Here is a 26,913-nt window from a genome sequence, read left to right on the forward strand (position 1 = left end):
TTTTATTACACTAATTCAAAGTCTAATTTCCTCACAATAAACTTCTCTTTCTTTTTAAACTTTATATTGGTTATGTCGACATGATGTCAGACACTCTTAATAACTCTCTATCAATCTCTGATTTACCTTTAATTGCTTGCTCAAGTGGCGTTAAGATTACTTTATCTTCACGAAGTCCAACCATATAATTCGATTTTCCTTCAATTAAAGATTCAACTGCTTTTACACCTAAACGGCTTGCTAAAACACGGTCAAAACAAGATGGAGAACCACCACGCTGCATGTGTCCTAAAACAGAAACACGTACATCGTATTCTGGTAAATTAGCTTCAACATAATCTTTTAATTCGAATACGTTTTTACCAATTTTATCTCCTTCAGCAATAACAACAATACTTGATGATTTTCCTGATGCTTTACTTTTTTGAAGTGAATCTAAAAGACGATCTAAACCTAAATCTTCTTCAGGAATAAGGATTTCTTCTGCTCCTGCACCAATACCGGCATTAAGAGCAATGTGACCAGCATCTCTACCCATAACCTCTACAAAGAAAAGACGGTTATGAGAACTTGCAGTATCTCTAATTTTATCAATACAGTCTACAACAGTATTTAAAGCAGTGTCATACCCTAAAGTAAAACTTGTACCATAAATATCATTATCAATTGTACCAGGAATTCCCATTACTGGGAAATCAAATTCTGAATTAAAAATCAATCCTCCAGTAAAACTTCCGTCTCCACCAATAACAACCAAAGCATCTACACCAGCCTTAACAAGGTTTTCGTGTGCCTTTTTTCTACCTTCAGGGGTTCTAAACTCAACTGAACGAGCCGATTTCAAGATCGTTCCACCTTTGTTTACAATATTATTTACGCTTCGTGGTCCCATTTCTTTGAAGTCTCCTTCAATCATTCCTTGGTACCCTCTATAAATTCCGATGCATTCTATATTATGGTATGCGCAAGTTCGAACAACTGATCGTATTGCAGCATTCATTCCAGGTGAATCTCCTCCTGAGGTAAGAACACCTACTTTTTTTATTGTTTTTGGCATTATTTAAGTATTAAAGTGTAAAATTAGCAAACATTCATCACTTTTCAGGTTGTGATTATCATAAATTAATAAATTCTGTTAAATTCAAACGTTTTCGTTAATAAGTTTTTTCTAGGAAAAAATTTCATTAAAAATAATAAAACAGTATTTTTTTAATTAAATCGTCAAAATTAACAATACCCTGATGAAGTGTTATAAAAATCAGAATTTCCCGCTCACATGGAAAATTTTATTAGAGTTCCTAAATTTAGCACAAAAAAAACCATTATGAGAATAATGGTTTTATAAAAGTCTATTTTTAACAAAGTGTTAATAATCGTTGTCCGGAATCATTCCTTGATTATTGTTAGGAGTGGTTTGTGGCTGGTCTTTTTTCTTTTTCTCTTCCTCTTTCTTCCTTTTCTCCTCGTCTTCCTTGGCTTTCTTTTTGTTTTTTTCTGATTCTTTCTTACTTGTAAAATTCATGTAATCCGGATTCAAATAAGAATCTTGCATTTGATCTGCGGAAGAACCCTTTACGGCTTTTTCAATTTTATGGCTTTTAAACAGCTTATTTACAAGCTCGCTAAAGGTATCAAAATCTACTTCGTACGAAATACCGACTCCTTGCGTATAACCAATTCCTTGTCCTATATAATTAATGTCATTTTCTTTATTGAATAAACGAAGGTTCATCGTACCATCTTCATTTACACGATACAAGATCTCAATATCTCCGACAATCGCAGATTCGTTTACTCCTCCAACAGGAACTCCTAACTTACCATTAATCGTAATACGTTCATTTACCTGAGACGATATATTAGCCACAAACTGACCGTCAACCTCCTGCCCTGTTCTTCTATCTGCTGCAATATAATTTAAGTCAATATTTACCTTATCATTATCCGATTTGATAATTCCTCCCAACAAACTCGAAGCCGTTTCTGTTAATGTTCCAGAGAAATCTCCTTGACTGAATCCGTCGGTACTCATAAATGAACCCGTTGACAGTAAATAAAGCGCCTGTGTCTGGCGAATATCCTTATCATCAAGTTTATATTGAATCTCCGATTTTAAAACATTACTCACAGAAGGAAACTGAATATCAAAATTAGGCTCTGGACTCGCCAAATCTCCTCTTAGCCCGATAACAACCTCTACTGGAACTTTTTTATTGAATGAAGAAGTATTATCCAAAAGCACTGCTGGATTGGCCTGCGTTTTATAAACGGCTTCCAAATTCAGCTGAGCACGCATCGGGTTTCCTTCCCAAATAATCGAACCTCCTTTTTTAACGGTAAACTTTTTATCGATAAGTCCGCCGTATTTAAAATTATAAGTTCCTTCGTATGCCTGGAAATCTCCCCACATATTAAATTTACCCAAAGTATTGATTTTAAATAAAAGCGATCCATATCCTTTTCCTTTCATACCATGCCCAGAATTTCGATCTAGAATAACTTCTACTTCGGCATCTGGCGTAATATCAAAATCAAACTCTAGTTCAAGTCCGTTATAATCTCTCGTTTTTTCTACAATTCCGTTGGCGAGATTATACTTTTCTTTTGGCGTTACAAAATGAATCCAACTGCTTTCTCCAACACTTTGCGTATTATTAATTGGAATCTTAACCTCAGTTCCTTTTTCAGATTTTGCATCTACTTTAATAAACAGCGCATCAACAGGACCTTTTATACTTGCCGATCCGTTTATAAATGCCGTACCGAAATAAGCAGCATCTTCACTATCTTTTGTATCAAGCGCTACTAATCGTTTAGAAGTAATATTTAGATCTAATTTCCAATCGCCAAAATTATTATGCTCAATGCTTCCATTCAGCAAACCTTTTGTATGATATTTAGTATCTGTCAGCTGATTATTCCTAAACAAGAATTTTTCGTTCGTTAAGTCAATCACCGTTCGATCACTCAATTCATAATCCGTATTTAAATACGGAATTGTCATTCCAGCTTTTTCTACATACAGACGACCATTGATTTCTGGTTTTTTTAAATTTCCAACAACTGAAGCATTTCCAGAAACAGAACCACGGACATTAGATATAACATCTCCACCGATAGTTCCTAATGTGGCCAGATTGAAACCTTCCAGTTTCAAAGTCATATCCATAACGGTTTCTTTGTTCTCTACTGCAAAAGTTCCGTTTGCTCTAAACGATTCTGTAAAACCATTTTGAATGGATGAATTGACAGTGAATTTTTTAAAGCTCTCATCTCCAGAAATATCAAAATTAAGCGTACCCAATTCTGTTTTATTCATGACGAGATGGTCAATTTTTATGGATGCCGTGGGTTGATAAACATTCTTGTTTTGTTTATAATTGACACTTCCATTCAAATTACCATTGAATACAAATTTGGAATTTACAGGCGTAATTTTATTGATATCAACATCTTCAAAAGTCAGTGCCAGATCTTTGTAATCTGTTCCTTTAATAACTCCGTTAAGATCGATTTTCTGGTTTTCGTGAGATAAGACAATATTATCAAATGAGAAATTCTTAAAATATTGATCAATTACAATCTGATTATCTTTCTCAGCATCTTCATTTAAGTACCAGATATAGTCCTTAAATTTCATTTCCGATTTCTTGATTCCGACAATATTGTTTTTATTCTTATCAATTGTATGATACAAATCTAGATTAAAGTAATCTTCTCCTTGATTTCCTCCTTTAAACTCCGAACGCACATAAAGAGTATCATTTGCCGTAACATTAATCAAGTTAAAATCACGTATTTTATAATAAGGCGTTTTAATACTGTCTAATTCAACATACGCATTATAAAGCGGGTTTTTATTATCGATATTAATACGGATATTATCAAATGTATTTTTGTCTGCTGTAATTTTTTTAGATCTGAAACGGAATTTAAATTCTTGCAAATCAGAATCTATTTTTCCTCGTACAACAGTAGACGAATCAATATTTATTTGCGGATAAAGCATTTCAACCACTTTATCATAAACACGGAAATTGAAACGCAAAAATTGCCCTTTTCGAACTTTGTACGGTTTATAATTGGTGTACAAGCTACCAACTGAATTCATGACCAATTTATCCAATTGATCAAATCTAAATTTACCCACAATTTTTCCGTCGACAACATCATTTGAACTAATGGTAATGGTTCTTAAACGATCGGCATCAAAACTCGAATTCAAATTCACTTGATCAAAAACATAAGTTGCTTTTGGATTTTGATATTCAGCATCATTGATAAAAATATCTCCCTGAAGATTTTCAATAGAATTTCCAGTCAGCTGAACGACAACATCTCCTTTAAATTTCGAAATAGAATCACCAATAAACTTAAGTTTTCGTAAATCTGAATTTTCAACATTAATATGAAAGTCGTAACGATTCTCTTTTTTACTTAAATCCAACAAACCATCAAAACTTAAATTCAAGTTCGGATCGTTTATCGCGATTTGTCCTTTATAATAAGGAAGCTTAAAATTCCCGTTTACTACAATATTATTATAGGTATATTTATTGTAATCTAATTTCGAAATATCTCCTTTAACAACAGTATTCAAATATTTCTCAGTAAAACCAACTCCATCTACATCAAGATTTAAAGTAGTTCTTCCAATATCTTTTCGGCCTAAAACAGTTCCAAGATCAAAATTTGTCAAAATGATATTTCCAGAATAAGAAGCTCGGTCAATAAAATCCATATTATTCAGATGGAGATCTACTTGCCCGTTCCCAAGATCGGTTGCCATTTTAAAATCGGTTTCCAAAGCTGTAGTAGAAACTTTTGCTTTTCCGACAATATTAAACTTACCGATTTTCTTCATTTCCTTCGGAAGCCTTTTTCCTAAAACAACTGGAAGAAGAATCACCAAATCATCATAACTAGAAAGCAATTTATCAAACTTTCCATCCATAGAAAACTTCTGAGTTTTACTTCCTAAAAGATTTCTAAAATTGATTGTTCCATTAATTTTTGATCCGTTTGTATCGCTTAATCTCAATCTTGTAAGCGTCATATTATTTAACGGACCGTCTAATTTGGTTTTAAGTTTAAAATGCTGATTTTTACCTAAACCGTCGTAAAAATGACGAATATCGTTTGTAGCAATAGAAGAAGAATCTATCAAAACATCAAATCGAACTTTGTCTGTAAAATCAAGAAAATCTGATGGTTTATAATTCAAAATTGCTACACCATAAATCGAAGACCTTTTTGTTTTAATAGCCAGATTTTCAACTTTAATCTGTTTTTTAGTATAACTAAATTTCCCCGCAAAATTGGAAACATACAAACCACGGTGATCCATAAAAGAAAACCTATGAATATTAGTATTTACATCTGGCCCGTACAATTTAAACTCGCTGATATAAGCGTTTAGTTTTGTAAAATCCAGAAATTTAGGAGTCGTTTTATTTTCATCAACAACAGAAAATCTTCCTTTTTCGATGTAACCGTTTTTAGCCGTCAGCAAAAAGTGTTTCGTTGATTTTTTCTTTGGAGTATCTTCAACTTCAAAAGCTTGTATAAATTTGTTGATATTGTTCTCGTCTTCACCTTTATAGGTTTTCAGATTAAAAATCAAACCTGTCAAACGCAAATCTCCAAAAATAAGATCTCCGTCTAATAATCTGCTGAAACTGGCAATGTCGGTTGTAATAATATCCGAATAAATCATCGTTTTTTTATGATGATCTAAAATCGTTACATTCTTCAATTTTACTCCGCCAAAAATATTAATTGCTGTTTTTTCAACATTAATATTGACTTTGTAATCTTCGTTTAATCGGTTGGTAACATAATTCGCAATCTGTGTCTGAACGACAGGAAGAGATAGTATGATAGCGAGTGCTAACAAAAGTAAAATCAACCCAATTAGGGTTCGTGATATTATTTTCTTTACTTTTCTGATAGCTTCTTTAATTTTAGTTTTTCTTTTAATTTATTTTGAACAGACAAAGAACGGCTGTTTTTGATAAAAATTCTTTAATTTTGGGGCACTGCTTAAATCAAAGAAATTTAAAAATTTGATTTGTCAAATATAATTCAAAATTTGTGCCTTTATATGCAAAATCCAGAGGTTTTTATTCTAGCCATCGAAAGTTCATGCGATGATACTGCTGCCGCGGTTTTACATAACGACAAAGTATTGTCAAATGTTGTAGCCAATCAATTAATTCATAATCAATACGGAGGTGTTGTTCCTGAATTGGCCTCACGCGCGCATCAGCAGAATATTGTCCCTGTAATAGATGCTGCACTTCGCAAAGCAAATGTACAAAAAGAACAGTTAAGCGCAATCGCATTTACGCAAGGACCAGGATTAATGGGCTCATTATTGGTGGGGACTTCCTTCAGTAAATCATTATCTCTAGCCTTAAATGTGCCGCTAATTGCTGTAAATCATATGCATGCTCATATTTTAGCTCATTTTATTGATGAAGAAGGCTACGATAAACCAGAATTTCCTTTTTTAGCTTTAACAATCAGTGGCGGACATACGCAAATTGTAAAAGTGAATAGCTTTTTTGATATGGAAATTATCGGAGAAACCACAGATGATGCTGTTGGTGAAGCATTTGACAAAAGTGCCAAAATTCTAGGACTTCCTTATCCTGGCGGGCCTTTGATTGATAAATATGCGAAAGAAGGAAATCCGAAAGCGTTTCCTTTTACAAAACCGAAAGTTCCAGGATTAGATTTCAGTTTTTCTGGATTGAAAACAGCTATTTTGTATTTCATTCAAAAAAACAAACAGCTGAATCCGAATTTTATTGAAGAAAATCTGAATGATATTTGCGCTTCTATTCAACATACGATTATCGAAATTTTGATGGATAAAATAAAATTGGCCGTAAAAGAAACCGGAATTACTCAAATCGCTATTGGCGGAGGAGTTTCTGCAAATTCAGGAATTCGAGCAACATTAAAAGAAACTGAAAGCAAATACGGCTGGAAAACTTTTATTCCGAAATTTGAATACACCACAGACAATGCTGCAATGATTGGAATTGTAGGCTACCAAAAATACTTATCTAATCGTTTTGAAACTTCTGCTGTGGTTTCTAAAGCAAGAATCGAATTTTAATCATGCAGTTATTTTTCAATCCGAATATAGACGAGACAACGGAAAGTTTTTCTTTTGATAAAGAAGAAAGCCGTCATATTATAAAAGTGCTTCGAAAGAAAGACTCAGATATTCTGCATGTTACCAATGGTTTTGGTTTATTGTTTGAAACGCAGATTACTTTGGCTTCTGACAATAAATGTATTGTGGAAGTACTTTCTATAACAAATGCCGAAAAACCTAAATTCCATTTGCATTTGGCTGTTGCGCCAACCAAAATGAATGATCGTTTTGAATGGTTTTTAGAAAAAGCAACCGAAATTGGCATTCAAGAAATTACGCCTATTTTCTGCGATCGTTCTGAACGAAAAGTAATTAACAAAGATCGTTTCGAAAAAATCATTTTATCGGCAATGAAACAATGCAACGAAACATTTCTGCCAAAATTAAATGAAGCAATTTCGTTTAAAGACTTCATTAAACAACAACAAAATGGGCTGCAGTTAATTGCGCATTGCGAAGAGACCGACAAAAAATCGTTGAAAGAGGTTTTAAAACCTAATGAAGACGTTACGATTTTAATTGGTCCAGAAGGCGATTTTTCTGAAAAGGAAATTGCATTGGCATTAGAAAATAATTACAAGCCTGTAACTTTAGGAAACACACGTTTAAGAACAGAGACAGCTGCTATTGTGGCTTGTCATAGTGTTGTCTTTTTTAATGAAGTTCCTAATTAATTCGTTTTAAAGTATTATGAGAAAAATATATCTGCTGTTTTTATTAATTTCTGTTTCTTCTTTTTCACAAGAAATTGCTTTGCTTAAATACAGCGGAGGTGGCGATTGGTATGCAAATCCGACTTCGTTACCTAACTTGATTAGTTTTTGCAACGCCAATATTAACACTCGCATCAAAAACAAACCTTCAACTGTAGAGCCAAGTAATCCGGATTTGCTTTCGTATCCGTTTGTACACATGACAGGTCACGGAAATGTTGTTTTTAGCGATGCCGATGTGACAAACTTGAGAAATTATCTAACTGCCGGCGGTTTTCTTCATATTGATGATAATTACGGAATGGATCAATTTATTCGAAAAGAAATCAAAAAGATATTTCCGAATAATAATTTAGTTGAAATTCCTGCTAATCATCCTATTTTTCAAAAGCCGTTTCCTTTCCCGAACGGATTACCGAAAATTCACGAACATGACGGAACACGTCCGCAGGCATTTGGAATTTTTATCGACAATAAACTTGTTTTACTTTATACTTACGAATGTGATTTGGGCGACGGCTGGGAAGATCCAGAAGTACACAACGATCCCGCAAACGTAAGAGACAAAGCGCTGAAAATGGGCGCTAACATTATCAATTATATTTTTACCAATTAAATTTTAGAAGGTGCAGTTAACTCACGAAGAAAATCAATTTGAAAGAAAAACGTTTCCCATTACTTTAGTATGCGATCATATTTACTTTCAGCAGAATATTGGTTCTTTATTCAGAATTTCTGAAGCTTTTGGAGTTGAAAATATTATCTTTTTCGGAAAAGACATTCCGCTGACGCCTCGCAAAATCAATAAAACTTCGCGTAGTACACATCTTCATGTGGCGCATTCTGTAATTGAAGATTTTACAGAACTTCAATCTTTTCTTCTAGATAATGATTTTGAAATTATCTCTTTAGAAATAACTTCAGATAGTAAACCTTTAAGAGAAGTCGTTATTCCAGAAAACAAAAAAATCGCACTTTTAATTGGAAGTGAGATCAATGGAGTCTCAGAAGAACTTCTAAAACTTTCTCATCAAATTGTGCATATTAATATGTTTGGCAAAAACAGCAGTATGAATGTTGTTCAAGCCGCTAGTATTGCACTTTACGAGATTACTTCTTTATAAAAAAAAGTTAAAAAATCGCTTTTTTTCACTTTCAACACAAATTCTACTGATTCAGCAGACACGAAAAAATCGTTAAACTGCAAATAATCAAGATGAAATGCATTAAAAAAATAAAAAAGAAAGAAAAAACTTACTAATATTTTTGATTTATTTTTTGTAGGAATCAATGTTTGTAAGGGATTGTAAAATTTCTCACAAAATAATCTTTGTAATATTTTTCCACTTTATATTTTTGTTATAAAATTGCTGCAATGTTTAACCAATCAACGTTTTTATAACAAAAAAACCAAGTTATTATGAAAAAAGTTATTATTACCACATTTGCAGCAATAATGCTGTTTGCTTGTCAAAATGATCAATCAGCTGAATCTGCTAACCCAGATGCAAGTGTTGCTTCTAGAAGAGGATGCGCAACACAAGAAGTTTTAGAAGCTCAATTAAAAGCTGATCCTTCATTAGCTATTAGAATGAATGAGATCGAAACTTTTACTGTACAACATGCTGGTTCAAGTTTTACAGGCCGTCTGGTAAATGGAAAAATTGAAATTCCAGTTGTCGTTAATGTTTTATACAGAACGGCTGCAGAAAACATTTCAGCTGCACAAATTCAATCACAAATTGATGTGCTAAACAAAGATTTTAATGCTTTAAACTCAGATTACAATAATGTACCAGCATTATTTGCAGGAGTTAAGGCTAATATTGGAATTTCGTTTGTTTTAGACCAAGTTATTAGAAAATCTACAACTAAGACTTCTTGGGGAACAAATGACGCGATGAAAAAAACAGCTCAAGGAGGACTTGCTCCAACTACTCCAACTACAAAATTAAACATGTGGTCTTGCAACATTGGAGGCGGAATTTTAGGTTATGCACAATTTCCTGGAGGTGCTTCTGCAACTGACGGAGTTGTAATCGATTCTCGTTACTTCGGATTATCTGGTTCTGCAAACGCTCCATTTAATTTAGGAAGAACAGCTACTCACGAAGTAGGACACTGGATGAATTTACGTCACATTTGGGGAGATGCAACTTGCGGAAGCGATCTTGTTGCAGATACTCCTACTCATAATACTGCAAACTACGGAGTTCCTGCATATCCACACTACAGCACTTGCTCTGGAACGCCTGTAGAGATGACAATGAACTACATGGATTATGTTGATGATGCAGCAATGTACATGTTTTCAAATGGACAAAAAAGCAGAATATCAGCTATTTTTACAACTGGAGGAGCTAGAGCCTCATTTGCACAATAGTTGAATCAAAAAAATCAGTCAAAGCGAGATGTTTTCATCTCGCTTTTTTTGTTTATGCCTAGATTTTAAAATGCTTTTTCCTATATTTATAATCTAAATTTTAAACATGATCACGTCAAAAACCATTTCGCGAGGAATCTTAAGAGCATTAGCAACAATCGTAATAATTGGCCTCGCTTTATATTTTTTATATGAAATTCAGACAGTTATTGTATACTTATGTGTTTCTCTAATATTATGTTTAATTGCCAATCCTCTGGTTTTATTTTTAAAAAACAAACTGAAATTCAGCAATTCGATGGCAGCCTCAACGACGATCATCCTTTTTGTATTTCTGATTGTTGGTTTTATTCTTTTATTTGTGCCTTTAATTATTTCTCAAGCCAACAACTTAGCGCTTTTAGACACTGCACATTTACAGTCTAAATTTATAGAAACAGAAACACATCTTGAAGAATACTTTAATATTCAACATATTGATTTAAATAAAATTATAAAAGATTCCAAACTTACTTCGCTGTTAGATTTTAGCTATTTTACAGGATTTATCAATTCAATCATTAATTTCATGGCCGATATGGGAATGGGATTAGTATCGGTATTTTTTATTACATTCTTTTTTATTAAAGATCAAGATATTTTTAAAAATCAAGCAAGAAGAGTACTTCCTGACTCAAATGAAGATAAAATTCTGAATTCTATCACAAAAATCAACCATTTATTAACCCGATATTTTATTGGATTACTGTTACAATTAATAGTTGTATTTATTCTCTACCTAATTGTATTGCTAATCTTCGGAAATAAAAATGCTTTTGTAATTGCTTTTTTATGTGCAATTCTAAACATAATTCCATATTTAGGACCAATTATCGGAACAACTTTGGCGGGAATTCTAACCATGATCAGTATGATCGGTCAAGATTTTCAATCTGAAATATTGCCAAAGACAATTTATGTAATTATAGGCTTTTTGGTAGTTCAAGCAATTGACAATAATATTAGTCAGCCAATAATTTCATCAAAAAGCGTAAATTCGCACCCGTTAGAAATATTCTTAGTAATCTTGATCAGCGGTATCACGTTTGGAATTGTAGGTATGATCATTGCCGTTCCTGCTTTTACAATGATTAAAGTGATTTTAAAAGAATTTTTTCCTGACAATAAAATTGTATCCGTATTAACCGAAAGAATTTAGCTTTGAACATTTCCCTTTTGCATCCAGATATTCAACAATTTATCATTCAAAATACTGGTGCAGATACAACAAAATTGGCGCTGCAGAAAAATCCGTTTCCAGAAGTGGATTGGATTTTAATTTTAAATCAAATTGAAGCGCGAACAAAAGCTAAAGAAAAACTTCCGACTTGGTTTGGTGCGGAAAACATTATTTATCCAAGTAAAATCTCAGTCGAACAAACTTCCTCAGAAAAAACAGCTGCTTACAAAGCTTCTTTAATTTCTGGCGAAACTCTAATTGATTTAACTGGAGGTTTTGGCGTTGATGATTATTATTTTTCGAAGAAATTCAAATCGATAACGCATTGCGAAATCAATGAAGAATTATCTGCCATTGTATCACACAATTTTGATCAGTTAAAAGTTGAAAACTGCACTTTTCATGCTGGCGATTCTATTCATTTATTAGAAGAAACCAATCAGAAATTTGATTGGATTTATATTGATCCTTCACGAAGAAATGACAGCAAAGGCAAAGTATTCATGCTGAAAGATTGTTTGCCAAATGTTCCAGAACTGCTTGATTTTTATTTTGAAAAATCAGATTCTATTTTAATTAAAACTGCTCCGTTATTAGATATTTCAGCAGGATTATCAGAATTAAAAAACGTAAAGAACATTCATATTATAGCGCTTGAAAATGAAGTTAAGGAACTTCTTTTTGAGATTCATAAAGATTATTCAGATAGAATAACTTTAAAAACTGCTAATATTTTAAAAGAAAAAACAGAAACTTTTGAGTTTGTTTTGGGCGATGAAATCTCTTACGCCTCTTTAGACTTTCCGAAGAAATATCTTTACGAACCTAACGCTGCCATTATGAAATCTGGCGGTTTTGATGAAGTAAGCATCGCTTTTCAAATTGATAAATTGCACAAACATTCGCATTTGTATACTTCTGAGAATTTAATTGATTTTCCAGGAAGAAAATTTGAGATTCAAAAAGTCATTTCATACAACAAAAACGAAATGAAAAATGAGCTTGCCAATCAGCAGGCCAATATAACTACACGCAATTTTCCAGAGACCGTAGAAAACATTAGAAAAAAATGGAAAATAAAAAATGGAGGGAATTTGTATTGTTTTTTTACAACTGATGTAAAAGATAACAAAATAGTTTTAATTTGCACCAAAATAAACTAATACAATGAAACAACTAATTACACTAACTCTTTTCCTATTAACCTTTACCGCATTTGCCCAAAAACCTTGTGAATATAGTGTAAATGTAAATGACTCAATTGGAAGCTATAAAGTAACAAATGAGTATTTAATGAGCGAAAAATATTTTGGAGGAAACTTTGATTATATCTTCTTTTCATTAGCTCAAACAGACGGATTGCCTACTTTAAATCTACAGTCTATTCAAAAAAGTAAAGATTTTATTAAAGCGAACTGCTTTGATAAAAACTCAAAAATCTTTTTACAATTAGAAAACGGCAAGATTGTAACCTTGATGCATATTAATCAAGAAAATTGCGGAACATTAATTCGTGATGACAAAGGTTTTAATAACCGCATAAACACAGGAATTTTTATGTTCATGAAAGATAATTACGAAGAACTGAAAAAGTCGCCTATTTCAATTATGCGAGTAAAATATCTTACCAATATTGAAGATTATATTGTAAAAAGAGAACTTACCTCTGAATTAAACGGAAAGGTTACGCATCCTAACACTTATTTCCAAGAAAATATAAGATGCGTTGAGTAATCAATCGCATTTCCATTTCTGATTAGAAACTTTATCTTTTAAACCTGTTTTTAAATTATAATGCCACCACTCAGAATCGAATGAATTGAAGCCATTTTTAATCATAGTACTTTTTAAATACGCTCTTTTTAAAAGTATTTCTTTTGAAAGCTGTTTGAAATTATGACTGGCCATCGTTCCAAAAAAATCAAAAGAAGTTCCCATATCGACTTCTTTTCCTGTTATATCAACCAAAGAAATATCTACGGCTCCTCCTCTATTGTGGATGGAGCCTTTTTTTGGATCGGCAACATAAATAGGATTCGATACAATCTCCCACATCTTTTTCTGAATATCCAAAGGCCTATAACAATCATATAACTTGATTTTGTATCCTTTCTTCTGAAAATCTTTATTGGCTGCAATTAATGCTTTTACGGTCTTTAAACGAAGCATACATTCTGCACAATCGTACACTTTTGTTTTCAGAAAATTATCCTCAGTTGCATATTTCATATCATAGACAAAATCATTGCTATAATCTCTCAGATTTACAAAAGTTGTATCAGATATTTTAGCTTCAGCTTTAGCAGTATAAACTTCATTTTGAGCTTGTAAGAAGCTAATTCCTAAAAGAAAAAAGACTAAAGTTTTTAACGTGTGATTCATTTTCAGACAAATTTTAAAAATTGAAATTAAACAAAAAAATCTTAATAACCGATTTTCGTAATTTCTCTTTAAAGTTAATTTTTTACTTTTTTGAATCCATAATCAGTATTAAATTCCTTTCAAAGCAAACATTATTTTTAATATCTTTATGAAAATTAGATTATTACGACTTTGTAAATTAAATTATTAATTCTAAAAAACAGTTATATGAATTACAGAGCCAAATACGTTTCAGCAGCCATATTGACTAGTTTAATCTTTTTTTCTTGTAAAAAAGAAATTATAAAAAGTGTTCCAAAAACAGATTCCACATCTATAAAAACAGAAGCTTTAAAAGCTGACAGCACCGTTTTAAACCCGACAGATTCTTTGTATAATTTAGTAGACAAAAGCGTCATCGGAACACAGTTTTTAACGAAAAGCAGTTTAGCGCCAAGATTAAAAAAACTATTGGGAACCGATTACGACCAAATGGTAAAAACTTGGAATACAGAAACTCCTTTTGAAAAGCAAGACAATATACTTCACGCTTGGGGATGCAAACAGCATGATTGCAATTCTTTTTCGTATGATTTATATATTGATGTTAAAAGCAACAAAATTAACATCTACAAGTTTGCTGAATCTAAACTGACAATTTTTAAAGAAGATGATTTTAATATTGAAATTAAAGATGCTTTCCTAAAAGATTTAGACATTAAAAAGCAAAATGCCGAAATTAAAAATTAAGTACAATCATAAAAAAAGCGGTTTAAAAACCGCTTTTTTATTTGATACTTTCCAGGACTATATTTCTCCAGTCACTAAAATATTTTCTTTTACTCCTTTGTTTTTCAACATTCTGAAATGAGAACGAACAGCGTGATGAAATGGATATGAAGTATAAGGTAATCCATATTCTGCTGCATAGCGTTTTATAATTGGCGTAATATAAGGATAATACGTATGCCCCACCGCTGGGAAAAGATGGTGCGCAACGTGATGAGTAAATCCGCCGTATAAAAAATTCGCCAATTTACTTTCTGTACTAAAATCCTTAGTCACAATCATTTGGTGAACTACCCAAGTATCAGAAAGATTTCCGTCTTCATCTGCGTGAGGAAAGTGCGCATCTTCATCAACATGAGTTGAAACCAATGCGACAACACCAGTTGCACTACCGCACAAATGCATCAATAGCCAAGCAAAAAGCACTCTATGCCAAGGCTGATTTAAAAGCATCATCGGTATAAATAGCAGGTAAATTAAATTAATAATCTTGGCTGCAAACAATCTGTAAACTTCTTGCCTTGGAATCTTATCCACGACTTTCTTTACATAATTATCCTTTGTGCCAAAAAAGTCTTTAAAATCTCTTATATAAAGCCAATTTAGGCTATAAAGAGGATAAATAAACCACATATAAATGTGTTGATACTTGTGATAATTGAACAACGGGCTGTTTGGAAAAATTCTAATGATATCGCTCTGTTTGATATCAACATCCCAATCGGGCACGTTTGGGTACGCATGATGCAGACCTATATGACGTCGCATCCATAACCAATGATTACTCCCGAAGAGTTCTAAAACATACAAAAACCATTCATTGTGTTTTGGCTTTTTAAACAAAGCTCCGTGGGCAGCATCATGAAAAGCATTTATAAATAAAACGATCATTGTAATACCAGACAAAATATAAAACAGAAATAGTAATGAGGTCTGGTTCCCAAAAATTAAAATACAGGCGTAGAACAAAAAAAATACTGCTAGAAGTCCGAGAGACTTCACCACATTTAATACATACAAGGACGAGTTTTTTAAGACCGTTTCATTCACTTCTAAACGCATCTTTTTAAAAAAATCATCCGTTCCTGGTTTAACATAAACCGGTCTTTTTAATTTTTCCATGTTGGTTACTGCTAGAAATTGTTAACCAAATTTAATAAAAAAAAACTTAACCTATTAGCATTGAATCAATTAAAAACGAAGTGTTTTAAATCAAAAAACCACTCTGTTTAGAGTGGTTAAATTTAATGTTGTTAAATTAGAATTGTCAGATGCTTTTTTTGGGAAAACTTTTTATCATTCCTCAAACTTTTTGTCGGCCAGACGCAGTCTGATATTATGAATACGACCTTCTATTTCTTGCAAATCATTTAAAATAGTTTGTTTTTCATAAACTGCTCCAGCTTCATTAACCATATTTTGCTCATCGGAAGCAAAAAGGTCATTTAAATCCACATCCGGAAAATTTTTACTTAAGCTAATAATAAATTCAGAACCAATATTAGCCGTTCCGTGTAAATATCTTCCAATCATTGCTGGGCTAAATCCTAGAATTGCCCCAACTTCTTTTTGTTTTAATCCTTTATCCTTAAAGAATTTACTTAGTTTCTCGTGATACATCATCATCATTAAAATTCATCCAAAATATAGCCAAAATATATTTTTAACACTAAAAAGAATAATAAATATAATATTATTCTTACATTTACATACACCAATAATCATGTCATTAATAATTAGCAAATATATGTCAAAATTAATCAATAATAGTGATTTTAAAGAAGATAATTCTCACAATAAAAAAGCTTATGAATTTATAGCTAAGCATTTACCAGTTACCTATGTTGATCTTACTATTGCTTGCATCGTTCAAAAAGGCCAAACTGCTCCAAGTAAAGCATTAATTCGAAATGTAAGAAACAAAACAATATTCAGAAACGATATTTTATTAGCATTAGTAGAAGTAGCTTACGAAAACAAACAAGCAATTGAAAAAATAAAGCTTTTAACGTCAGAAACCTAATAAACATAAGCACACTCTCAATCAAAGATTCATTTTATGCCAAATCAAAATCCCAATAAAAAACAAAACAACCAATCAGAATCCATTCAAAAACAATTTGAAACCTCAAATAAGATCAATTTTGAAAATATAACCTATTTGTACGGAATGACTTTTGAACAATATAAAGAAGGCCTGGAAATTCATTTAAAATGCTTTAATCAGATGGAAAATGCGAAAAGAATAGTGAATTAATTCTTCTTCTCAGAATTGTTTAAATCAAAACAAAAAAATCATTTCATCTAAACATAAAAAAAGCCACTCAATTGAGCAGCTCTTTTTTTATTTTTTCGAATGACTTACAAACAAATCGTACAATCTATTTGCATCGACATCAATTTCTGACGCGGAGTACATTATATTCAATTTTGAAGTTTGCTCATCATAAGCCATTTTCCACAGAAACTTAGAAACACGACCGTCATACTTTGCTGTATTGTCAATTGTCACCACAACCAAGGTATCACCTCCTACTTTCTGCAATTGTAAACCTGTAACATCTACCCATTCTATTCTCCCAAAAGCCTTAGCCACTGGAGTTGTTCTTCCTGAAAAACCATTGGAGTCTATCTGAATTAATGGAGATTTATCTTTTACGTTTGCAAGCATTTTAAAAGTCAGAACAAGCATTATCAAAAGAATTGCGCCTGAAGCAATTGATAGTTTTATTTTGAATATTCCATCAAAAATTCCGATACCGTATAAAAGTGCAATCGCTAATAAAATACTGATTGAAATGGCGTATAAAAGTAAGCTTCTAGTTTTCTTGGCGTTTCGGTATAATTTTATTTCTTCATTCATGGAGTGTAGTAAAAATTTTTATTTGTTATTAGAATTAAAAATGAAGAAGCAATTTACTATAAAATATTTTTAAAAGAGCTAAAATCCCCACAAACATTGACTTTAAAGCGAAAGCGTTTTTAGATTTTCAAACATTAGCATTAATAGAAATAATTTCAAAAAACAGAAGTAAATCTATTTATTCTTAGAAATCATCATTCTTAAACCATTCTACATCAATTTTTTATCCAACTGGAAATTGTATAACTTCTGCCTGAAATTAAATACTTCCGAACGCTATTCCCATTTGTACCTTTATTTAAAATTAAATATTCATAATAAAAAATATAGGTTATGGCAGAAATCAAAATTGAGAAAAAGAAGCCAATTTGGCCATGGATTGTAGCAGTCCTATTGATCTCAGCACTTGTATACTATGTCTTTTTGAGAGATGATCAAGTGCAAAACGAAAACAGAATGGAAATCGAAAACAATTCTAGTGTAGATAGCACAGCAAATTATTAAGGAACTATGGAAAATAAAGATAGAAATTTATACAGATTAGATGAGCTTTCAGATTATAAAGTTGCTTCAAACTATTCTGATGTAAGAGGTTGGAAAATTGTAGACGCAGACAACCGCACAATAGGAAAAATTGATAATCTTTGGGTTAATAAAGACATGCAACGCGTTGTTTATCTTGATGTTAATCTAGACAAAGGATTAATTGAAGACAGTCGTAATGAAGTGCATGATGCAATTGCGAATGAAAATGGAAAGGAATTTATCTACAAAGATGGAGACAGCCATATTATCATTCCAATTGGTTCTGTGAGCATAAATAAAGACACTAAAATTGTCATGGCCAACAACATTGGCTACGATACCTTTAGAAAAACAAGCCGATACAACTGGCAAAATGATTTTGATAGGGAATACGAAAGAAGAGTATTGAATTCTTATTATCCTACAGAAGAATCGCGCCTTGCTTCTGAAAGTAATGACGATACTTTTTACAAACGAAGAGAATTTGACAATTATTAATACTTCTTTATTGGTATTTAGAAAACTCAAAAAAATAAAAGATCAAACGTTTAAAAATGTTTGGTCTTTTTTTATTTGAATAAGTTCTGAAGTGTAACCAATATAATAGTGATCTAGCCATTTTGAATATAAAATATAAAAATGACTCATAATAATCCGAATTAGCACAAAACACAAAAAGCCACTCGATTTGAGTGGCTTTTTTTGTGATCCCAGAAGGATTCGAACCTTCGACCTACGCATTAGAAGTGCGTTGCTCTATCCAGCTGAGCTATGGAACCGTTACTTTAAAATTTCTAAGAAAAAAATCAAAAGTATTTACATAAAAACAAAAAAACCATTCGAGTGAATGGTTTTTTGTGATCGCAGAAGGATTCGAACCTTCGACCGCCTGCTTAGAAGGCAGGTGCTCTATCCAGCTGAGCTATGCGACCATTATTTCAATTGTAGTCGGGGTGGCAGGATTCGAACCTGCGGCCTCCTGCTCCCAAAGCAGGCGCGATAACCGGGCTACGCTACACCCCGAGGCAAAAATTAAGCGGAGAGACAGGGACTCGAACCCTGGCGACGGTTACCCGTCGACAGATTAGCAATCTGCTCCATTACCGCTCTGGCACCTCTCCTTGCTCAAGGAATTGCTTCCGTTTTGCGAGTGCAAATGTATAACAACATTCCATATCTCACAAGCTTTTTTTTGAGTTTTTTTAGTTTTTTTTCATCTTTTTTCAAAACCACTTCACAATCAAACAAATAGAATTAACAAAAATTTCACCCTAAATTTAAATTCACCTCGATCTAACACAAAATTTGAATTTATTCAAATAAACATTAAATTTGCTTACTAACTATTATTAAACAGAAAATGAACAAAAGAGTTGTTATCGTTTCTGCCGTTAGAACACCTATCGGAAGTTTCATGGGCGGGTTATCTACTGTACCTGCACCAAAATTAGGCGCTGCTGCCATAAAAGGAGCGCTTTCAAAAATTAACCTTGACCCAAAATTAGTCGATGAAGTTTTCATGGGAAATGTAATTCAGGCGGGTGTTGGACAAGCTCCAGCGCGTCAGGCTGCATTATTTGCCGGATTATCAGAAGAAGTTGCTGCTACAACAGTAAACAAAGTATGTGCATCTGGAATGAAAGCCGTTATGTTTGCTGCACAAGCAATCGCATGCGGAGACGCTGAAATTGTTGTAGCGGGCGGAATGGAAAGCATGAGCTTGATTCCTCACTATGTACAAATGCGTGCTGGAAACAAATTTGGTCCTGCAACTATGTTGGACGGAATGCAGAAAGACGGTTTGACAGATGCTTATGACAACAACGCAATGGGAGTTTGCGCCGATTTATGTGCATCTGAATACAAAATCAGCCGTGAAGAACAAGACGCATTTGCAATTCAATCTTATGAAAGAAGTGCAAAAGCTTGGGACGCTGGAAAATTCGACAATGAAGTTGTTCCTGTTGAAGTACCGCAAAGACGTGGCGAACCTATTATATTTTCTAAAGACGAAGAATATACTAATGTTAAATTAGATAAAATTCCATCTTTAAGCCCTGTTTTCACAAAAGATGGAACTGTAACTGCTGCAAACGCTTCAACAATTAATGACGGAGCTGCTGCTTTAGTTTTAATGTCTGAAGAAAAAGCAAATGCTTTAGGATTAAAACCTTTAGCTTACATAAAAGGCTATGCAGATGCTGCGCAAGAACCAAAATGGTTTACAACAAGTCCAGCAAAAGCACTTCCAAAAGCTTTAAACAAAGCAGGAATTTCAATCTCAGATGTAGATTTCTTCGAATTTAACGAAGCTTTCTCTGTTGTTGGATTAGCGAATGCAAAAATATTAAACCTTGATAACGATAAAGTAAACGTAAACGGTGGTGCAGTTTCTTTAGGACATCCTCTTGGAGCTTCTGGAGCGCGTATTATTGTAACTTTACTTAATGTTTTAGAACAAAACAATGCAAAAACTGGAGCTGCTGCAATTTGCAACGGTGGTGGTGGCGCATCAGCAATTGTTATCGAAAGAGCTTAAAACAATATCACAAAAAATCAGGAGTTATAAATGTAACTCCTGATTTTTCAACTTATAAATTTCCTTAAATGTTTGGAATTTGCAATTTAGCCATAGTACCCGTTCGAGCTGAAGCCAGCGACAGAAGTGAAATTGTTACGCAGCTTTTGTTTGGCGAACATATCGAAATTTTAGAACGCCATAATCAATGGGCCAAAATAAGAATTCAATTTGATGATTATGAAGGCTGGGTAGATTCTAAACAATATCAGGAAATTACCAAAGAACAATTTGATCTGTTGAGCAAAGAGTCCATTATTTTAAATGCTGACTTAATTGACTACATCACCGCACCAAACAATCTATTGCTTCCAATTCCGCTTGGAGCTTCATTATCTTTTCTAAATAATAGCGAAATCAATATTTCAAGCTTTGATTTTGAAGGAACCAAAACCAGCGGTATCAAACCTAAAAGCGCTTTAATAAAAACGGCTTTTATGTATTTGAATGCTCCGTATTTATGGGGCGGAAAAACACCTTTTGGAATCGATTGTTCTGGATTCACTCAAATGGTTTACAAATTAAACGGCTATAAAATTCATAGAGATGCTTCTCAACAAGCGCTTGAAGGAGATCCGTTAAGTTTTATTGAAGAATGCGAACCAGGCGATTTGGCTTTCTTTGATAATGATGAAGGAAATATTACCCACGTCGGAATCATTATGGAAAACAATTACATCATTCACGCAAGTGGAAAAGTTCGTATTGACCGTTTGGATCATACTGGAATTTACAATCCTGAATTAAGAAAGCATACCCATAAATTACGTGTAATTAAAAAGATTATCTAACCTTCAAAAAAGCAAAATGACTAAACTTGATTTATCCAAAACAGGCTTTCAGATTAACAGCGTAAACATTGAATTCCCAATTGATATAACAATTTTAAAACAAGCTTTAGGAGACTCCCGATATATCAAAAAACAATACAATCATATCTACACTTGGGATGATTTAGGCATTATGGCTTTTTCTAAAGAAGGAAATAAAGTTGAAAGCCTTGCGATTGAATTTGAAGTTAGAGAATATGATTATTGTGCAAAAAGCATCTTTACAGGAGAATTTATTTTTGACGGACAAGAATTATTTCAATACTACGAAAACAATAAAAATCAGCTGGTAAAACTTTTTAAAGGAGATCGAAGCGGCGCTTTCATTCTTAACGGAATAAGTGTTTGGTTTGATAAAGAAGATGGCAAAATTACAAGTTTGAGCATTTCAGCCAACGAAGAAAAAGAAAAGAAAAGAACCGCAGCTGTTGATCCTGAATTCCAATTATTTGAACCTTTATGGCAAGAATGGATTTCGGAAATCAATAAAATTGTTTCAACTAATAACGATTACTACAATCTTACAGACGGAATTTCTGAAGAAGATATTCAAGAACACAGAGAACTTGAAGATGACATTACAATACCGCCAGCACTAGTAAACTTTTACAAAGTTAAAAATGTAGATTACGATCCTGTAACGGCTGTTTTTCAATTTGGAGTAAACAATTGGAGTTATGATTTAATTCCGTTTGAAGATATTGCAGAAGAATGGAATTCAATTCAAGATTTACAATTTGACGAAGAAGATTTACCAGAACAAGAAATAGATTTCGAAAAAATCCAAACCAACAACTACGCCAATCCAAAATGGATTCCGTTTGCAACTGGAAGAAATGGCGATTATTTAGTTTATGACACAGATCCTGCTTCAAAAGGAAAATTTGGCCAGATTATAGAACTACAAAATGAATCTTGGTCAAGAGATATTGTCGCAGATTCTTTAGAAGAATTAATCAAAAACGAAATCAATAATTTAAGAGAAGGTAAAACCGAACACTTTGATTTTATTATTGGAAAAGAAAGTTAAAGCGCTCGGATTTATACTGATATTTTTGTTTTTTCTCTCGCAGATTTAGCAGATCCGGCAGATTTATTTTTTCAAATATTTCTTTACGCCCTCTATATCAACGTATTTTAGTGATCTTTCGTCAATAGCACCAAATCTTTGAAAATTCATTTTAGCTTCCGCTAAAGTCATATGATTTGGTCCGTCTCCTCCATTTTCCCAAAAACAAACAGGACAAATATCATAAAAACCGTCTTCTCCATAATCAATTGAAAAATATTCACAGCAGGGACATAAACCTGCTTTTTCTATTTCTCCAAAAATCTCCTCTTTAAAATCAGGATTTAAATCTTTTAACTTGATTTGCAGATATAAATTAGTAACATGTTTTAATCTGCCTACTTGATAATCAACTAATAATGTTTCTGATTCATCATTCAAAAACGGCTTTGGTGTTTTATCAATTATTTCAATCATAGCCTCTGAGATTTTGGGATAAGAACCCTCTTGTACAGATTCTTTTATTCCCTCTTTATCTCCAAAAAACCAATAATTATGTTCCAAAATATCCAATTTCTCTTTGTCAGACATTTGTTTCAACTCATGAATTGCAATTGTCTTTTTGGCATCATATCTCTCCATCTAACTTTTTTGTGCAAAAACCTAAGCGCTCAATCGAATCGTCTTTCTAAACTCGGACGGACTATTTCCTTTTTGTTTTTTAAAGAATTTATTAAAGTGGCTTTCATCGGTAAAACCAAATTCATAGGCAATTTCATTAATACGCTTATCGCTGAATTGCAAACGATGTTCAATCAGTTTCGTTTTATAATTACTAATATATTGCTGCATCGTTTCGCTCGCATGTTTCTTAAAATAACGACCTAAATACGTATTCGAAATTCCGAAATAATCACTAATAGATTCCGCTTTAATCTTTTCAGGATAGTAAATATTGTTCTGAATATATTGCAGAATATCCATCGCTTTCGCTTCTGTACTTATTGAAACTTGCTCAGGCAAATATTTTGCAATATTTCTCGCTACAATAATAATCAGCGTATTCACCAATTGCTGAATCAATTCCTGATTGTAAACATCTTTATCCTGATGTTCACGGCAAATCGCTTCAATCATCACTTTTACCAAGCATTTATCAGGATCATTTTTTAAGATACAACCCGGCTGGTGATTCGCATTTTGAAGAATATACTCCAATCGCTGAATATTCTCATTCTGCAGACTCGAATTTTTCAAATAAATATCATTAAATCTTAAAAAGAAGAACTTCGTTTCAGTTTCAATCGTAAAATTATGGCAATCTTCAGGCGTTAGCAAAAACAAATGCCCAGGATCATATTCAAAAATATTCTTATTAATACATTGTCTTCCTGTTCCTTCCAAAATATAAACCAATTCGAAAAAATTATGACGATCTCCCACATCTGGATATTCATTCAACGTTTCAAAAGAAACCGTAAAAGGCTCATATAAGTTTTCTTTTTTCATAATTCAATTTATTTGAAGATGCAAATATACCTAAAAAAGACAAATATATACCAAATTAGAATCATAAAAACGGTATAATTTTGCCTCATCAATTTTAAACGAAAAAAATCACTATCATGGAATATAGAAAGTTAGGCAACTCAGAACTAGAATTATCAACCATCACTTACGGTGCTTTTGCTATTGGCGGAACCATGTGGGGCGGAACAGAAAAGAAAGATTCAATCGACTCAATTCACGCATCAATCGACCACGGTGTAACTACAATTGACACCGCTCCTTTTTACGGATTTGGCTTAAGCGAAGAAATGATTGGAGAAGCAATTAAAAGTCAGGATCGCTCTAAAATTCAATTACTTACTAAATTTGGTTTAGTTTGGGACGGAAGCAATAACGGAAAAGGCGATTTCTTTTTCGACGCAGATGACAATGGTAAAAAAGTTCCAGTTTACAAATATTCATCAAAAGCAAACGTAATTAAAGAAGTTGAAGAAAGCTTAAAACGCCTTCAAACCGATTATATCGATTTATTGCAAATTCACTGGCCAGATTCTACAACACCAATTTCTGAAACAATGGAAGCTGTAGAAAGTTTAATCCAACAAGGAAAAATCAGAGCTTTCGGAGTTAGTAATTACAACGTTTCACAAATTCAAGAAGCACAAAAAACAATTCAAATCGCTTCAAACCAAGTAGCTTACAGCATGTTGAATCGTAAAATTGAAGACGAATTAATTCCGTTTACAGTTTCAGAAAACATCGGAATCATTGCTTACAGCCCAATGGAAAGAGGTTTATTGACAGGAAAATATTTCACGGACAGCAAATTAAAAGACAACGATCACAGAAACGGCTATTTCAGCCAATTCGATCTTCAAAAAGTAAAAACTTTAGTCGAAGAATTAACTTCATTAGCACACGCAAAAGAAGCAAGTTTATCGCAATTAGTTCTTCGTTGGACTTCTTTACAAAAAGGAATTGCAATAGTTTTAGCGGGAGCAAGAAACGCAGAACAAGCGATTTCAAATGCCAAAACAATGAATTTCGATTTATCAGCTTCAGAATTAGAATTCATCAATCAGGCAATTGCTAAAATAAAATAATTCTCTTTTAAAATATTTAAGCACATAGAAACATACTCTTTCGTTGTCGTTAAAGGCGTTTCACTTGTATAATCACACATAGCTATGTGTTAGAAACGAGTTTCTTTCAATTCCCTTTTCACGAAAGAAAAACCTATGTTTCTATGTGTTTAAAAACAAAATCTCAAAAAGTATAACAATTTGGGTGTGTCCCAAGGGCCGGGCTATCCGTTGCAATCTTTTATGCCGAACCCCAGCACAAAAGGATTTCCACTACTATCCCTCACACATCCGTTTTCATAAGAACAATTAAAATGAAAAAGATATTTATAATTAACGGCGGACAAAAATTCGCGCATTCAGGAGGAAAATTCAATAAAACCGTTCAAGATTGGACAGTAGAATTTCTTTCTAAAAACAATGATTACGAAATAAAAACAACTCACGTTGAAGACGAAATTGATCTTCAAAAAGAAGTAGAAAAATTCGTTTGGGCAGATTTAATCATCTATCACACACCAGTTTGGTGGTTTCAAATTCCGAACCTTTTCAAAAAATACATCGATGATGTTTTCACGCAAGGACACAACAACGGAATTTACAAAAGCGATGGAAGAAGCCGAGTAAATCCAGACATTAATTACGGAACTGGCGGACTTTTACACGGACGCAAATACATGCTTACCACAAGCTGGAACGCACCTGCAACGGCTTTTACGCTTCCAGGAGAATTCTTCGAAGAAACTTCTGTTGATGACGGTGCAATGTTTGGCTTCCACAAAATGAACAAATTCACAGGAATGAAACGCGTAAACGGATTCCACTTCCATGACGTAGAAAAAGGTGCCACACCAGAAAATATCGTTATCTTTAAAGAGAATTACACGAAACATTTAGAAGAAACCTTTAAAAACTTATAATTATGATTTCGATTACAGCAATTTTGAAAAGTAAACCAGAGCATTTAACTGAAATTCAAAACTTGATTACCAATTTAGTAAATGAAACTAGAAAAGAAGCAGCTTGTATTCGTTACGATTTACACACTTCTGAAAATGTTTTTATCCTTTGGGAAGAATGGAAAGATCAAGCTGGTTTAGATTTACACAACAGCCAATCATACTTGAAAGATTTCATTAAAAATACTGAAAGTCTAGTTTCGAGCCCAATTCAAGTTTACAAAACTGCACAGATTCTATAAAGGTTTTTCGCCACGACTCGAGCGATAGCGAACAGGCGAAGCAATTCACGAATTAATTTAAATCTTTACACATAGATTTTAAAAAATAAATTCGTGAATTCGTGGCGAAAAAATTCCTGCATATTTATTCAGAAAAAAGCTAAATTGCCTCTCATTCAGAAACATAAAAACTCATGAGTCATTATCATCTTGCTGAAATCAATATTGCCAAAATGAAAGGAGTCGACATCAGCGACCCTATAATGAAAGAATTTGTAGACAATTTAGATACTGTAAACCGTTTAGCCGAAGAAAGCGAAGGTTTTGTTTGGAGATTAAAAGACGATACAGACAGTTACAATGCCACAAGTCTGAATCCGTACAATGATGAACAGATTATTATCAACGTATCCGTTTGGGAAAGTATCGAAACATTAGAACATTACATGTACAAAACGTTTCACAGCGAATTTTTAAGACGCCGAAAAGAATGGTTTCAAAAATTCGGAAAAGCGCATACCGCAATGTGGTGGATTCCAAAAGGACAAATCCCAACTATGGAAGAAGCTGTAGAAAAATTAGATTACCTGCAGAAAAATGGACCTTCAGAATTAGTTTTCGATCTTAGAAACAAATATCCGATGCCTATTAACGCATAGTTTTTTTCGCCACTAATTTCACTAATTTTTCTTTTCCAAACTAAA

At 32.9% G+C, this 26,913-nt stretch carries 28 protein-coding genes and 4 tRNA genes; 20 read left to right on the forward strand and 12 right to left on the reverse strand.

Going from position 1 to position 26,913, the window contains the following annotated elements:
* Window positions 1-70: 70 nt before the first annotated feature.
* On the reverse strand, window positions 71-1,057 hold the full coding sequence (gene pfkA / locus ACE01P_RS12880) for a 6-phosphofructokinase (protein ID WP_144219088.1): 987 nt from the start codon (window positions 1,055-1,057) through the stop codon (window positions 71-73).
* Between the two features lie 309 nt (window positions 1,058-1,366).
* Window positions 1,367-5,908, reverse strand: a complete 4,542-nt coding sequence (locus ACE01P_RS12885; protein WP_379698368.1) for a translocation/assembly module TamB domain-containing protein — start codon at window positions 5,906-5,908, stop codon at window positions 1,367-1,369.
* A gap of 195 nt (window positions 5,909-6,103) precedes the next feature.
* Here ACE01P_RS12885 and tsaD point away from each other — a divergent pair, with 195 nt between their 5' ends.
* The 8 genes from tsaD (at window position 6,104) to ACE01P_RS12925 (ending at window position 13,217) form a co-directional block, all read left to right on the forward strand.
* The gene (tsaD, locus tag ACE01P_RS12890) at window positions 6,104-7,126 is read left to right on the forward strand and encodes a tRNA (adenosine(37)-N6)-threonylcarbamoyltransferase complex transferase subunit TsaD (protein ID WP_379698371.1); all 1,023 of its coding nucleotides are present in this window, start codon (window positions 6,104-6,106) and stop codon (window positions 7,124-7,126) included.
* 2 nt (window positions 7,127-7,128) lie between these two features.
* A complete protein-coding gene (locus ACE01P_RS12895) occupies window positions 7,129-7,842 on the forward strand; it encodes a 16S rRNA (uracil(1498)-N(3))-methyltransferase (RefSeq protein WP_379698373.1) in 714 nt (237 codons plus the stop codon).
* A 16-nt stretch (window positions 7,843-7,858) separates the two neighbouring features.
* Entirely contained in the window at window positions 7,859-8,497 is a 639-nt protein-coding gene (locus ACE01P_RS12900) for a DUF4159 domain-containing protein (protein ID WP_379698376.1), read from the forward strand.
* Window positions 8,498-8,507: 10 nt separating this feature from the next.
* The gene (locus ACE01P_RS12905; RefSeq protein WP_379698378.1) at window positions 8,508-9,005 is read left to right on the forward strand and encodes a TrmH family RNA methyltransferase; all 498 of its coding nucleotides are present in this window, start codon (window positions 8,508-8,510) and stop codon (window positions 9,003-9,005) included.
* 296 nt (window positions 9,006-9,301) lie between these two features.
* The gene (locus ACE01P_RS12910) at window positions 9,302-10,264 is read left to right on the forward strand and encodes a zinc metalloprotease (RefSeq protein WP_379698381.1); all 963 of its coding nucleotides are present in this window, start codon (window positions 9,302-9,304) and stop codon (window positions 10,262-10,264) included.
* 106 nt (window positions 10,265-10,370) lie between these two features.
* Window positions 10,371-11,462 (forward strand): AI-2E family transporter, encoded by a 1,092-nt coding sequence (locus tag ACE01P_RS12915; RefSeq protein ID WP_379698383.1) that lies wholly within the window; start codon window positions 10,371-10,373, stop codon window positions 11,460-11,462.
* A 2-nt stretch (window positions 11,463-11,464) separates the two neighbouring features.
* The gene (locus ACE01P_RS12920) at window positions 11,465-12,646 is read left to right on the forward strand and encodes a class I SAM-dependent methyltransferase (RefSeq protein ID WP_379698385.1); all 1,182 of its coding nucleotides are present in this window, start codon (window positions 11,465-11,467) and stop codon (window positions 12,644-12,646) included.
* A 4-nt stretch (window positions 12,647-12,650) separates the two neighbouring features.
* Complete coding sequence (locus tag ACE01P_RS12925) at window positions 12,651-13,217, forward strand: hypothetical protein (RefSeq protein WP_379698387.1); 567 nt, start codon at window positions 12,651-12,653, stop codon at window positions 13,215-13,217.
* Here ACE01P_RS12925 and ACE01P_RS12930 read toward each other — a convergent pair whose 3' ends face one another.
* Window positions 13,218-13,865, reverse strand: a complete 648-nt coding sequence (locus tag ACE01P_RS12930; protein ID WP_379698389.1) for a M15 family metallopeptidase — start codon at window positions 13,863-13,865, stop codon at window positions 13,218-13,220. It abuts the gene before it with no gap.
* Window positions 13,866-14,072: 207 nt separating this feature from the next.
* Here ACE01P_RS12930 and ACE01P_RS12935 point away from each other — a divergent pair, with 207 nt between their 5' ends.
* Window positions 14,073-14,594, forward strand: a complete 522-nt coding sequence (locus tag ACE01P_RS12935) for a hypothetical protein (RefSeq protein WP_379698391.1) — start codon at window positions 14,073-14,075, stop codon at window positions 14,592-14,594.
* A 57-nt stretch (window positions 14,595-14,651) separates the two neighbouring features.
* On the opposite strand, the gene ACE01P_RS12940 is transcribed toward ACE01P_RS12935, so the two are convergent.
* Both ACE01P_RS12940 and ACE01P_RS12945 read right to left on the reverse strand, forming a co-directional pair.
* Window positions 14,652-15,755 carry a fatty acid desaturase family protein gene (locus tag ACE01P_RS12940; RefSeq protein ID WP_379698394.1) on the reverse strand — a complete coding sequence of 368 codons (1,104 nt, stop codon included), beginning with the start codon at window positions 15,753-15,755 and terminating at the stop codon, window positions 14,652-14,654.
* A 174-nt stretch (window positions 15,756-15,929) separates the two neighbouring features.
* On the reverse strand, window positions 15,930-16,262 hold the full coding sequence (locus ACE01P_RS12945; RefSeq protein WP_379698396.1) for a helix-turn-helix domain-containing protein: 333 nt from the start codon (window positions 16,260-16,262) through the stop codon (window positions 15,930-15,932).
* Window positions 16,263-16,356: 94 nt separating this feature from the next.
* On the opposite strand from ACE01P_RS12945, the gene ACE01P_RS12950 reads away from it, so the two are divergent.
* Both ACE01P_RS12950 and ACE01P_RS12955 read left to right on the forward strand, forming a co-directional pair.
* Window positions 16,357-16,656 (forward strand): hypothetical protein, encoded by a 300-nt coding sequence (locus tag ACE01P_RS12950; RefSeq protein WP_379698399.1) that lies wholly within the window; start codon window positions 16,357-16,359, stop codon window positions 16,654-16,656.
* Between the two features lie 36 nt (window positions 16,657-16,692).
* A complete protein-coding gene (locus ACE01P_RS12955) occupies window positions 16,693-16,890 on the forward strand; it encodes a hypothetical protein (RefSeq protein ID WP_379698402.1) in 198 nt (65 codons plus the stop codon).
* A gap of 87 nt (window positions 16,891-16,977) precedes the next feature.
* Here the strand turns inward: ACE01P_RS12955 and ACE01P_RS12960 are convergent, their stop codons facing one another.
* Window positions 16,978-17,496, reverse strand: a complete 519-nt coding sequence (locus ACE01P_RS12960; protein ID WP_379698405.1) for an STM3941 family protein — start codon at window positions 17,494-17,496, stop codon at window positions 16,978-16,980.
* Between the two features lie 333 nt (window positions 17,497-17,829).
* Between ACE01P_RS12960 and ACE01P_RS12965 the strand changes: the two genes are divergently transcribed.
* Window positions 17,830-18,000 (forward strand): hypothetical protein, encoded by a 171-nt coding sequence (locus ACE01P_RS12965; protein ID WP_202003879.1) that lies wholly within the window; start codon window positions 17,830-17,832, stop codon window positions 17,998-18,000.
* Window positions 18,001-18,006: 6 nt separating this feature from the next.
* Complete coding sequence (locus ACE01P_RS12970) at window positions 18,007-18,519, forward strand: PRC-barrel domain-containing protein (RefSeq protein ID WP_202003876.1); 513 nt, start codon at window positions 18,007-18,009, stop codon at window positions 18,517-18,519.
* A gap of 207 nt (window positions 18,520-18,726) precedes the next feature.
* On the opposite strand, the gene ACE01P_RS12975 is transcribed toward ACE01P_RS12970, so the two are convergent.
* From ACE01P_RS12975 to ACE01P_RS12990, 4 genes are all read right to left on the reverse strand, one after another.
* Window positions 18,727-18,800: transfer RNA gene (locus ACE01P_RS12975), tRNA-Arg, on the reverse strand.
* Between the two features lie 79 nt (window positions 18,801-18,879).
* Window positions 18,880-18,953 (reverse strand) — tRNA-Arg (locus ACE01P_RS12980).
* Window positions 18,954-18,969: 16 nt separating this feature from the next.
* A tRNA-Pro gene (locus ACE01P_RS12985) sits at window positions 18,970-19,044 on the reverse strand.
* A gap of 14 nt (window positions 19,045-19,058) precedes the next feature.
* A tRNA-Ser gene (locus ACE01P_RS12990) sits at window positions 19,059-19,142 on the reverse strand.
* Window positions 19,143-19,381: 239 nt separating this feature from the next.
* Here ACE01P_RS12990 and ACE01P_RS12995 point away from each other — a divergent pair.
* The 3 genes from ACE01P_RS12995 to ACE01P_RS13005 all read left to right on the forward strand — a co-directional run bounded on the left by ACE01P_RS12995 (window position 19,382) and on the right by ACE01P_RS13005 (window position 22,459).
* Window positions 19,382-20,560 (forward strand): acetyl-CoA C-acyltransferase, encoded by a 1,179-nt coding sequence (locus ACE01P_RS12995; protein ID WP_379698408.1) that lies wholly within the window; start codon window positions 19,382-19,384, stop codon window positions 20,558-20,560.
* Between the two features lie 68 nt (window positions 20,561-20,628).
* Window positions 20,629-21,390: an NlpC/P60 family protein gene (locus ACE01P_RS13000; protein WP_379698410.1), complete on the forward strand. Its 762-nt coding sequence runs from the start codon at window positions 20,629-20,631 to the stop codon at window positions 21,388-21,390.
* Between the two features lie 16 nt (window positions 21,391-21,406).
* Window positions 21,407-22,459, forward strand: a complete 1,053-nt coding sequence (locus ACE01P_RS13005) for an SMI1/KNR4 family protein (RefSeq protein ID WP_379698413.1) — start codon at window positions 21,407-21,409, stop codon at window positions 22,457-22,459.
* A 63-nt stretch (window positions 22,460-22,522) separates the two neighbouring features.
* Here the strand turns inward: ACE01P_RS13005 and ACE01P_RS13010 are convergent, their stop codons facing one another.
* Window positions 22,523-23,080, reverse strand: coding sequence for a CPCC family cysteine-rich protein (locus ACE01P_RS13010; RefSeq protein ID WP_379698416.1), 558 nt, complete (start codon window positions 23,078-23,080; stop codon window positions 22,523-22,525).
* A 21-nt stretch (window positions 23,081-23,101) separates the two neighbouring features.
* Entirely contained in the window at window positions 23,102-23,947 is an 846-nt protein-coding gene (locus ACE01P_RS13015) for an AraC family transcriptional regulator (protein WP_223704397.1), read from the reverse strand.
* A 116-nt stretch (window positions 23,948-24,063) separates the two neighbouring features.
* Between ACE01P_RS13015 and ACE01P_RS13020 the strand changes: the two genes are divergently transcribed.
* The 4 genes from ACE01P_RS13020 (at window position 24,064) to ACE01P_RS13035 (ending at window position 26,868) form a co-directional block, all read left to right on the forward strand.
* Window positions 24,064-25,050: an aldo/keto reductase gene (locus ACE01P_RS13020; protein ID WP_379698419.1), complete on the forward strand. Its 987-nt coding sequence runs from the start codon at window positions 24,064-24,066 to the stop codon at window positions 25,048-25,050.
* A gap of 293 nt (window positions 25,051-25,343) precedes the next feature.
* Window positions 25,344-25,949, forward strand: coding sequence for an NAD(P)H-dependent oxidoreductase (locus ACE01P_RS13025; RefSeq protein WP_379698422.1), 606 nt, complete (start codon window positions 25,344-25,346; stop codon window positions 25,947-25,949).
* Between the two features lie 2 nt (window positions 25,950-25,951).
* Window positions 25,952-26,230 (forward strand): putative quinol monooxygenase, encoded by a 279-nt coding sequence (locus tag ACE01P_RS13030; protein WP_379698424.1) that lies wholly within the window; start codon window positions 25,952-25,954, stop codon window positions 26,228-26,230.
* Between the two features lie 173 nt (window positions 26,231-26,403).
* A complete protein-coding gene (locus ACE01P_RS13035) occupies window positions 26,404-26,868 on the forward strand; it encodes a DUF3291 domain-containing protein (protein ID WP_379698427.1) in 465 nt (154 codons plus the stop codon).
* The last annotated feature ends 45 nt before the right edge of the window (window positions 26,869-26,913 follow it).

Origin of the sequence: Flavobacterium sp. HJSW_4 (assembly GCF_042436695.1) — a bacterium.
GTDB lineage: Bacteria > Bacteroidota > Bacteroidia > Flavobacteriales > Flavobacteriaceae > Flavobacterium.

Excerpts from the sequence above, each read along its gene's own strand:
- pfkA (WP_144219088.1), bottom strand. The coding sequence starts at position 1,057 with ATGCCAAAAACAATAAAAAAAGTAGGTGTTCTTACCTCAGGAGGAGAT.
- tsaD (WP_379698371.1), top strand. The coding sequence starts at position 6,104 with ATGCAAAATCCAGAGGTTTTTATTCTAGCCATCGAAAGTTCATGCGAT.
- ACE01P_RS12895 (WP_379698373.1), top strand. The coding sequence starts at position 7,129 with ATGCAGTTATTTTTCAATCCGAATATAGACGAGACAACGGAAAGTTTT.
- ACE01P_RS12900 (WP_379698376.1), top strand. The coding sequence starts at position 7,859 with ATGAGAAAAATATATCTGCTGTTTTTATTAATTTCTGTTTCTTCTTTT.
- ACE01P_RS12910 (WP_379698381.1), top strand. The coding sequence starts at position 9,302 with ATGAAAAAAGTTATTATTACCACATTTGCAGCAATAATGCTGTTTGCT.
- ACE01P_RS12915 (WP_379698383.1), top strand. The coding sequence starts at position 10,371 with ATGATCACGTCAAAAACCATTTCGCGAGGAATCTTAAGAGCATTAGCA.
- ACE01P_RS12925 (WP_379698387.1), top strand. The coding sequence starts at position 12,651 with ATGAAACAACTAATTACACTAACTCTTTTCCTATTAACCTTTACCGCA.
- ACE01P_RS12930 (WP_379698389.1), bottom strand. The coding sequence starts at position 13,865 with ATGAATCACACGTTAAAAACTTTAGTCTTTTTTCTTTTAGGAATTAGC.
- ACE01P_RS12935 (WP_379698391.1), top strand. The coding sequence starts at position 14,073 with ATGAATTACAGAGCCAAATACGTTTCAGCAGCCATATTGACTAGTTTA.
- ACE01P_RS12940 (WP_379698394.1), bottom strand. The coding sequence starts at position 15,755 with ATGGAAAAATTAAAAAGACCGGTTTATGTTAAACCAGGAACGGATGAT.
- ACE01P_RS12945 (WP_379698396.1), bottom strand. The coding sequence starts at position 16,262 with ATGATGATGATGTATCACGAGAAACTAAGTAAATTCTTTAAGGATAAA.
- ACE01P_RS12950 (WP_379698399.1), top strand. The coding sequence starts at position 16,357 with ATGTCATTAATAATTAGCAAATATATGTCAAAATTAATCAATAATAGT.
- ACE01P_RS12955 (WP_379698402.1), top strand. The coding sequence starts at position 16,693 with ATGCCAAATCAAAATCCCAATAAAAAACAAAACAACCAATCAGAATCC.
- ACE01P_RS12960 (WP_379698405.1), bottom strand. The coding sequence starts at position 17,496 with ATGAATGAAGAAATAAAATTATACCGAAACGCCAAGAAAACTAGAAGC.
- ACE01P_RS12965 (WP_202003879.1), top strand. The coding sequence starts at position 17,830 with ATGGCAGAAATCAAAATTGAGAAAAAGAAGCCAATTTGGCCATGGATT.
- ACE01P_RS12970 (WP_202003876.1), top strand. The coding sequence starts at position 18,007 with ATGGAAAATAAAGATAGAAATTTATACAGATTAGATGAGCTTTCAGAT.
- ACE01P_RS12995 (WP_379698408.1), top strand. The coding sequence starts at position 19,382 with ATGAACAAAAGAGTTGTTATCGTTTCTGCCGTTAGAACACCTATCGGA.
- ACE01P_RS13000 (WP_379698410.1), top strand. The coding sequence starts at position 20,629 with ATGTTTGGAATTTGCAATTTAGCCATAGTACCCGTTCGAGCTGAAGCC.
- ACE01P_RS13005 (WP_379698413.1), top strand. The coding sequence starts at position 21,407 with ATGACTAAACTTGATTTATCCAAAACAGGCTTTCAGATTAACAGCGTA.
- ACE01P_RS13010 (WP_379698416.1), bottom strand. The coding sequence starts at position 23,080 with ATGGAGAGATATGATGCCAAAAAGACAATTGCAATTCATGAGTTGAAA.
- ACE01P_RS13015 (WP_223704397.1), bottom strand. The coding sequence starts at position 23,947 with ATGAAAAAAGAAAACTTATATGAGCCTTTTACGGTTTCTTTTGAAACG.
- ACE01P_RS13020 (WP_379698419.1), top strand. The coding sequence starts at position 24,064 with ATGGAATATAGAAAGTTAGGCAACTCAGAACTAGAATTATCAACCATC.
- ACE01P_RS13025 (WP_379698422.1), top strand. The coding sequence starts at position 25,344 with ATGAAAAAGATATTTATAATTAACGGCGGACAAAAATTCGCGCATTCA.
- ACE01P_RS13030 (WP_379698424.1), top strand. The coding sequence starts at position 25,952 with ATGATTTCGATTACAGCAATTTTGAAAAGTAAACCAGAGCATTTAACT.
- ACE01P_RS13035 (WP_379698427.1), top strand. The coding sequence starts at position 26,404 with ATGAGTCATTATCATCTTGCTGAAATCAATATTGCCAAAATGAAAGGA.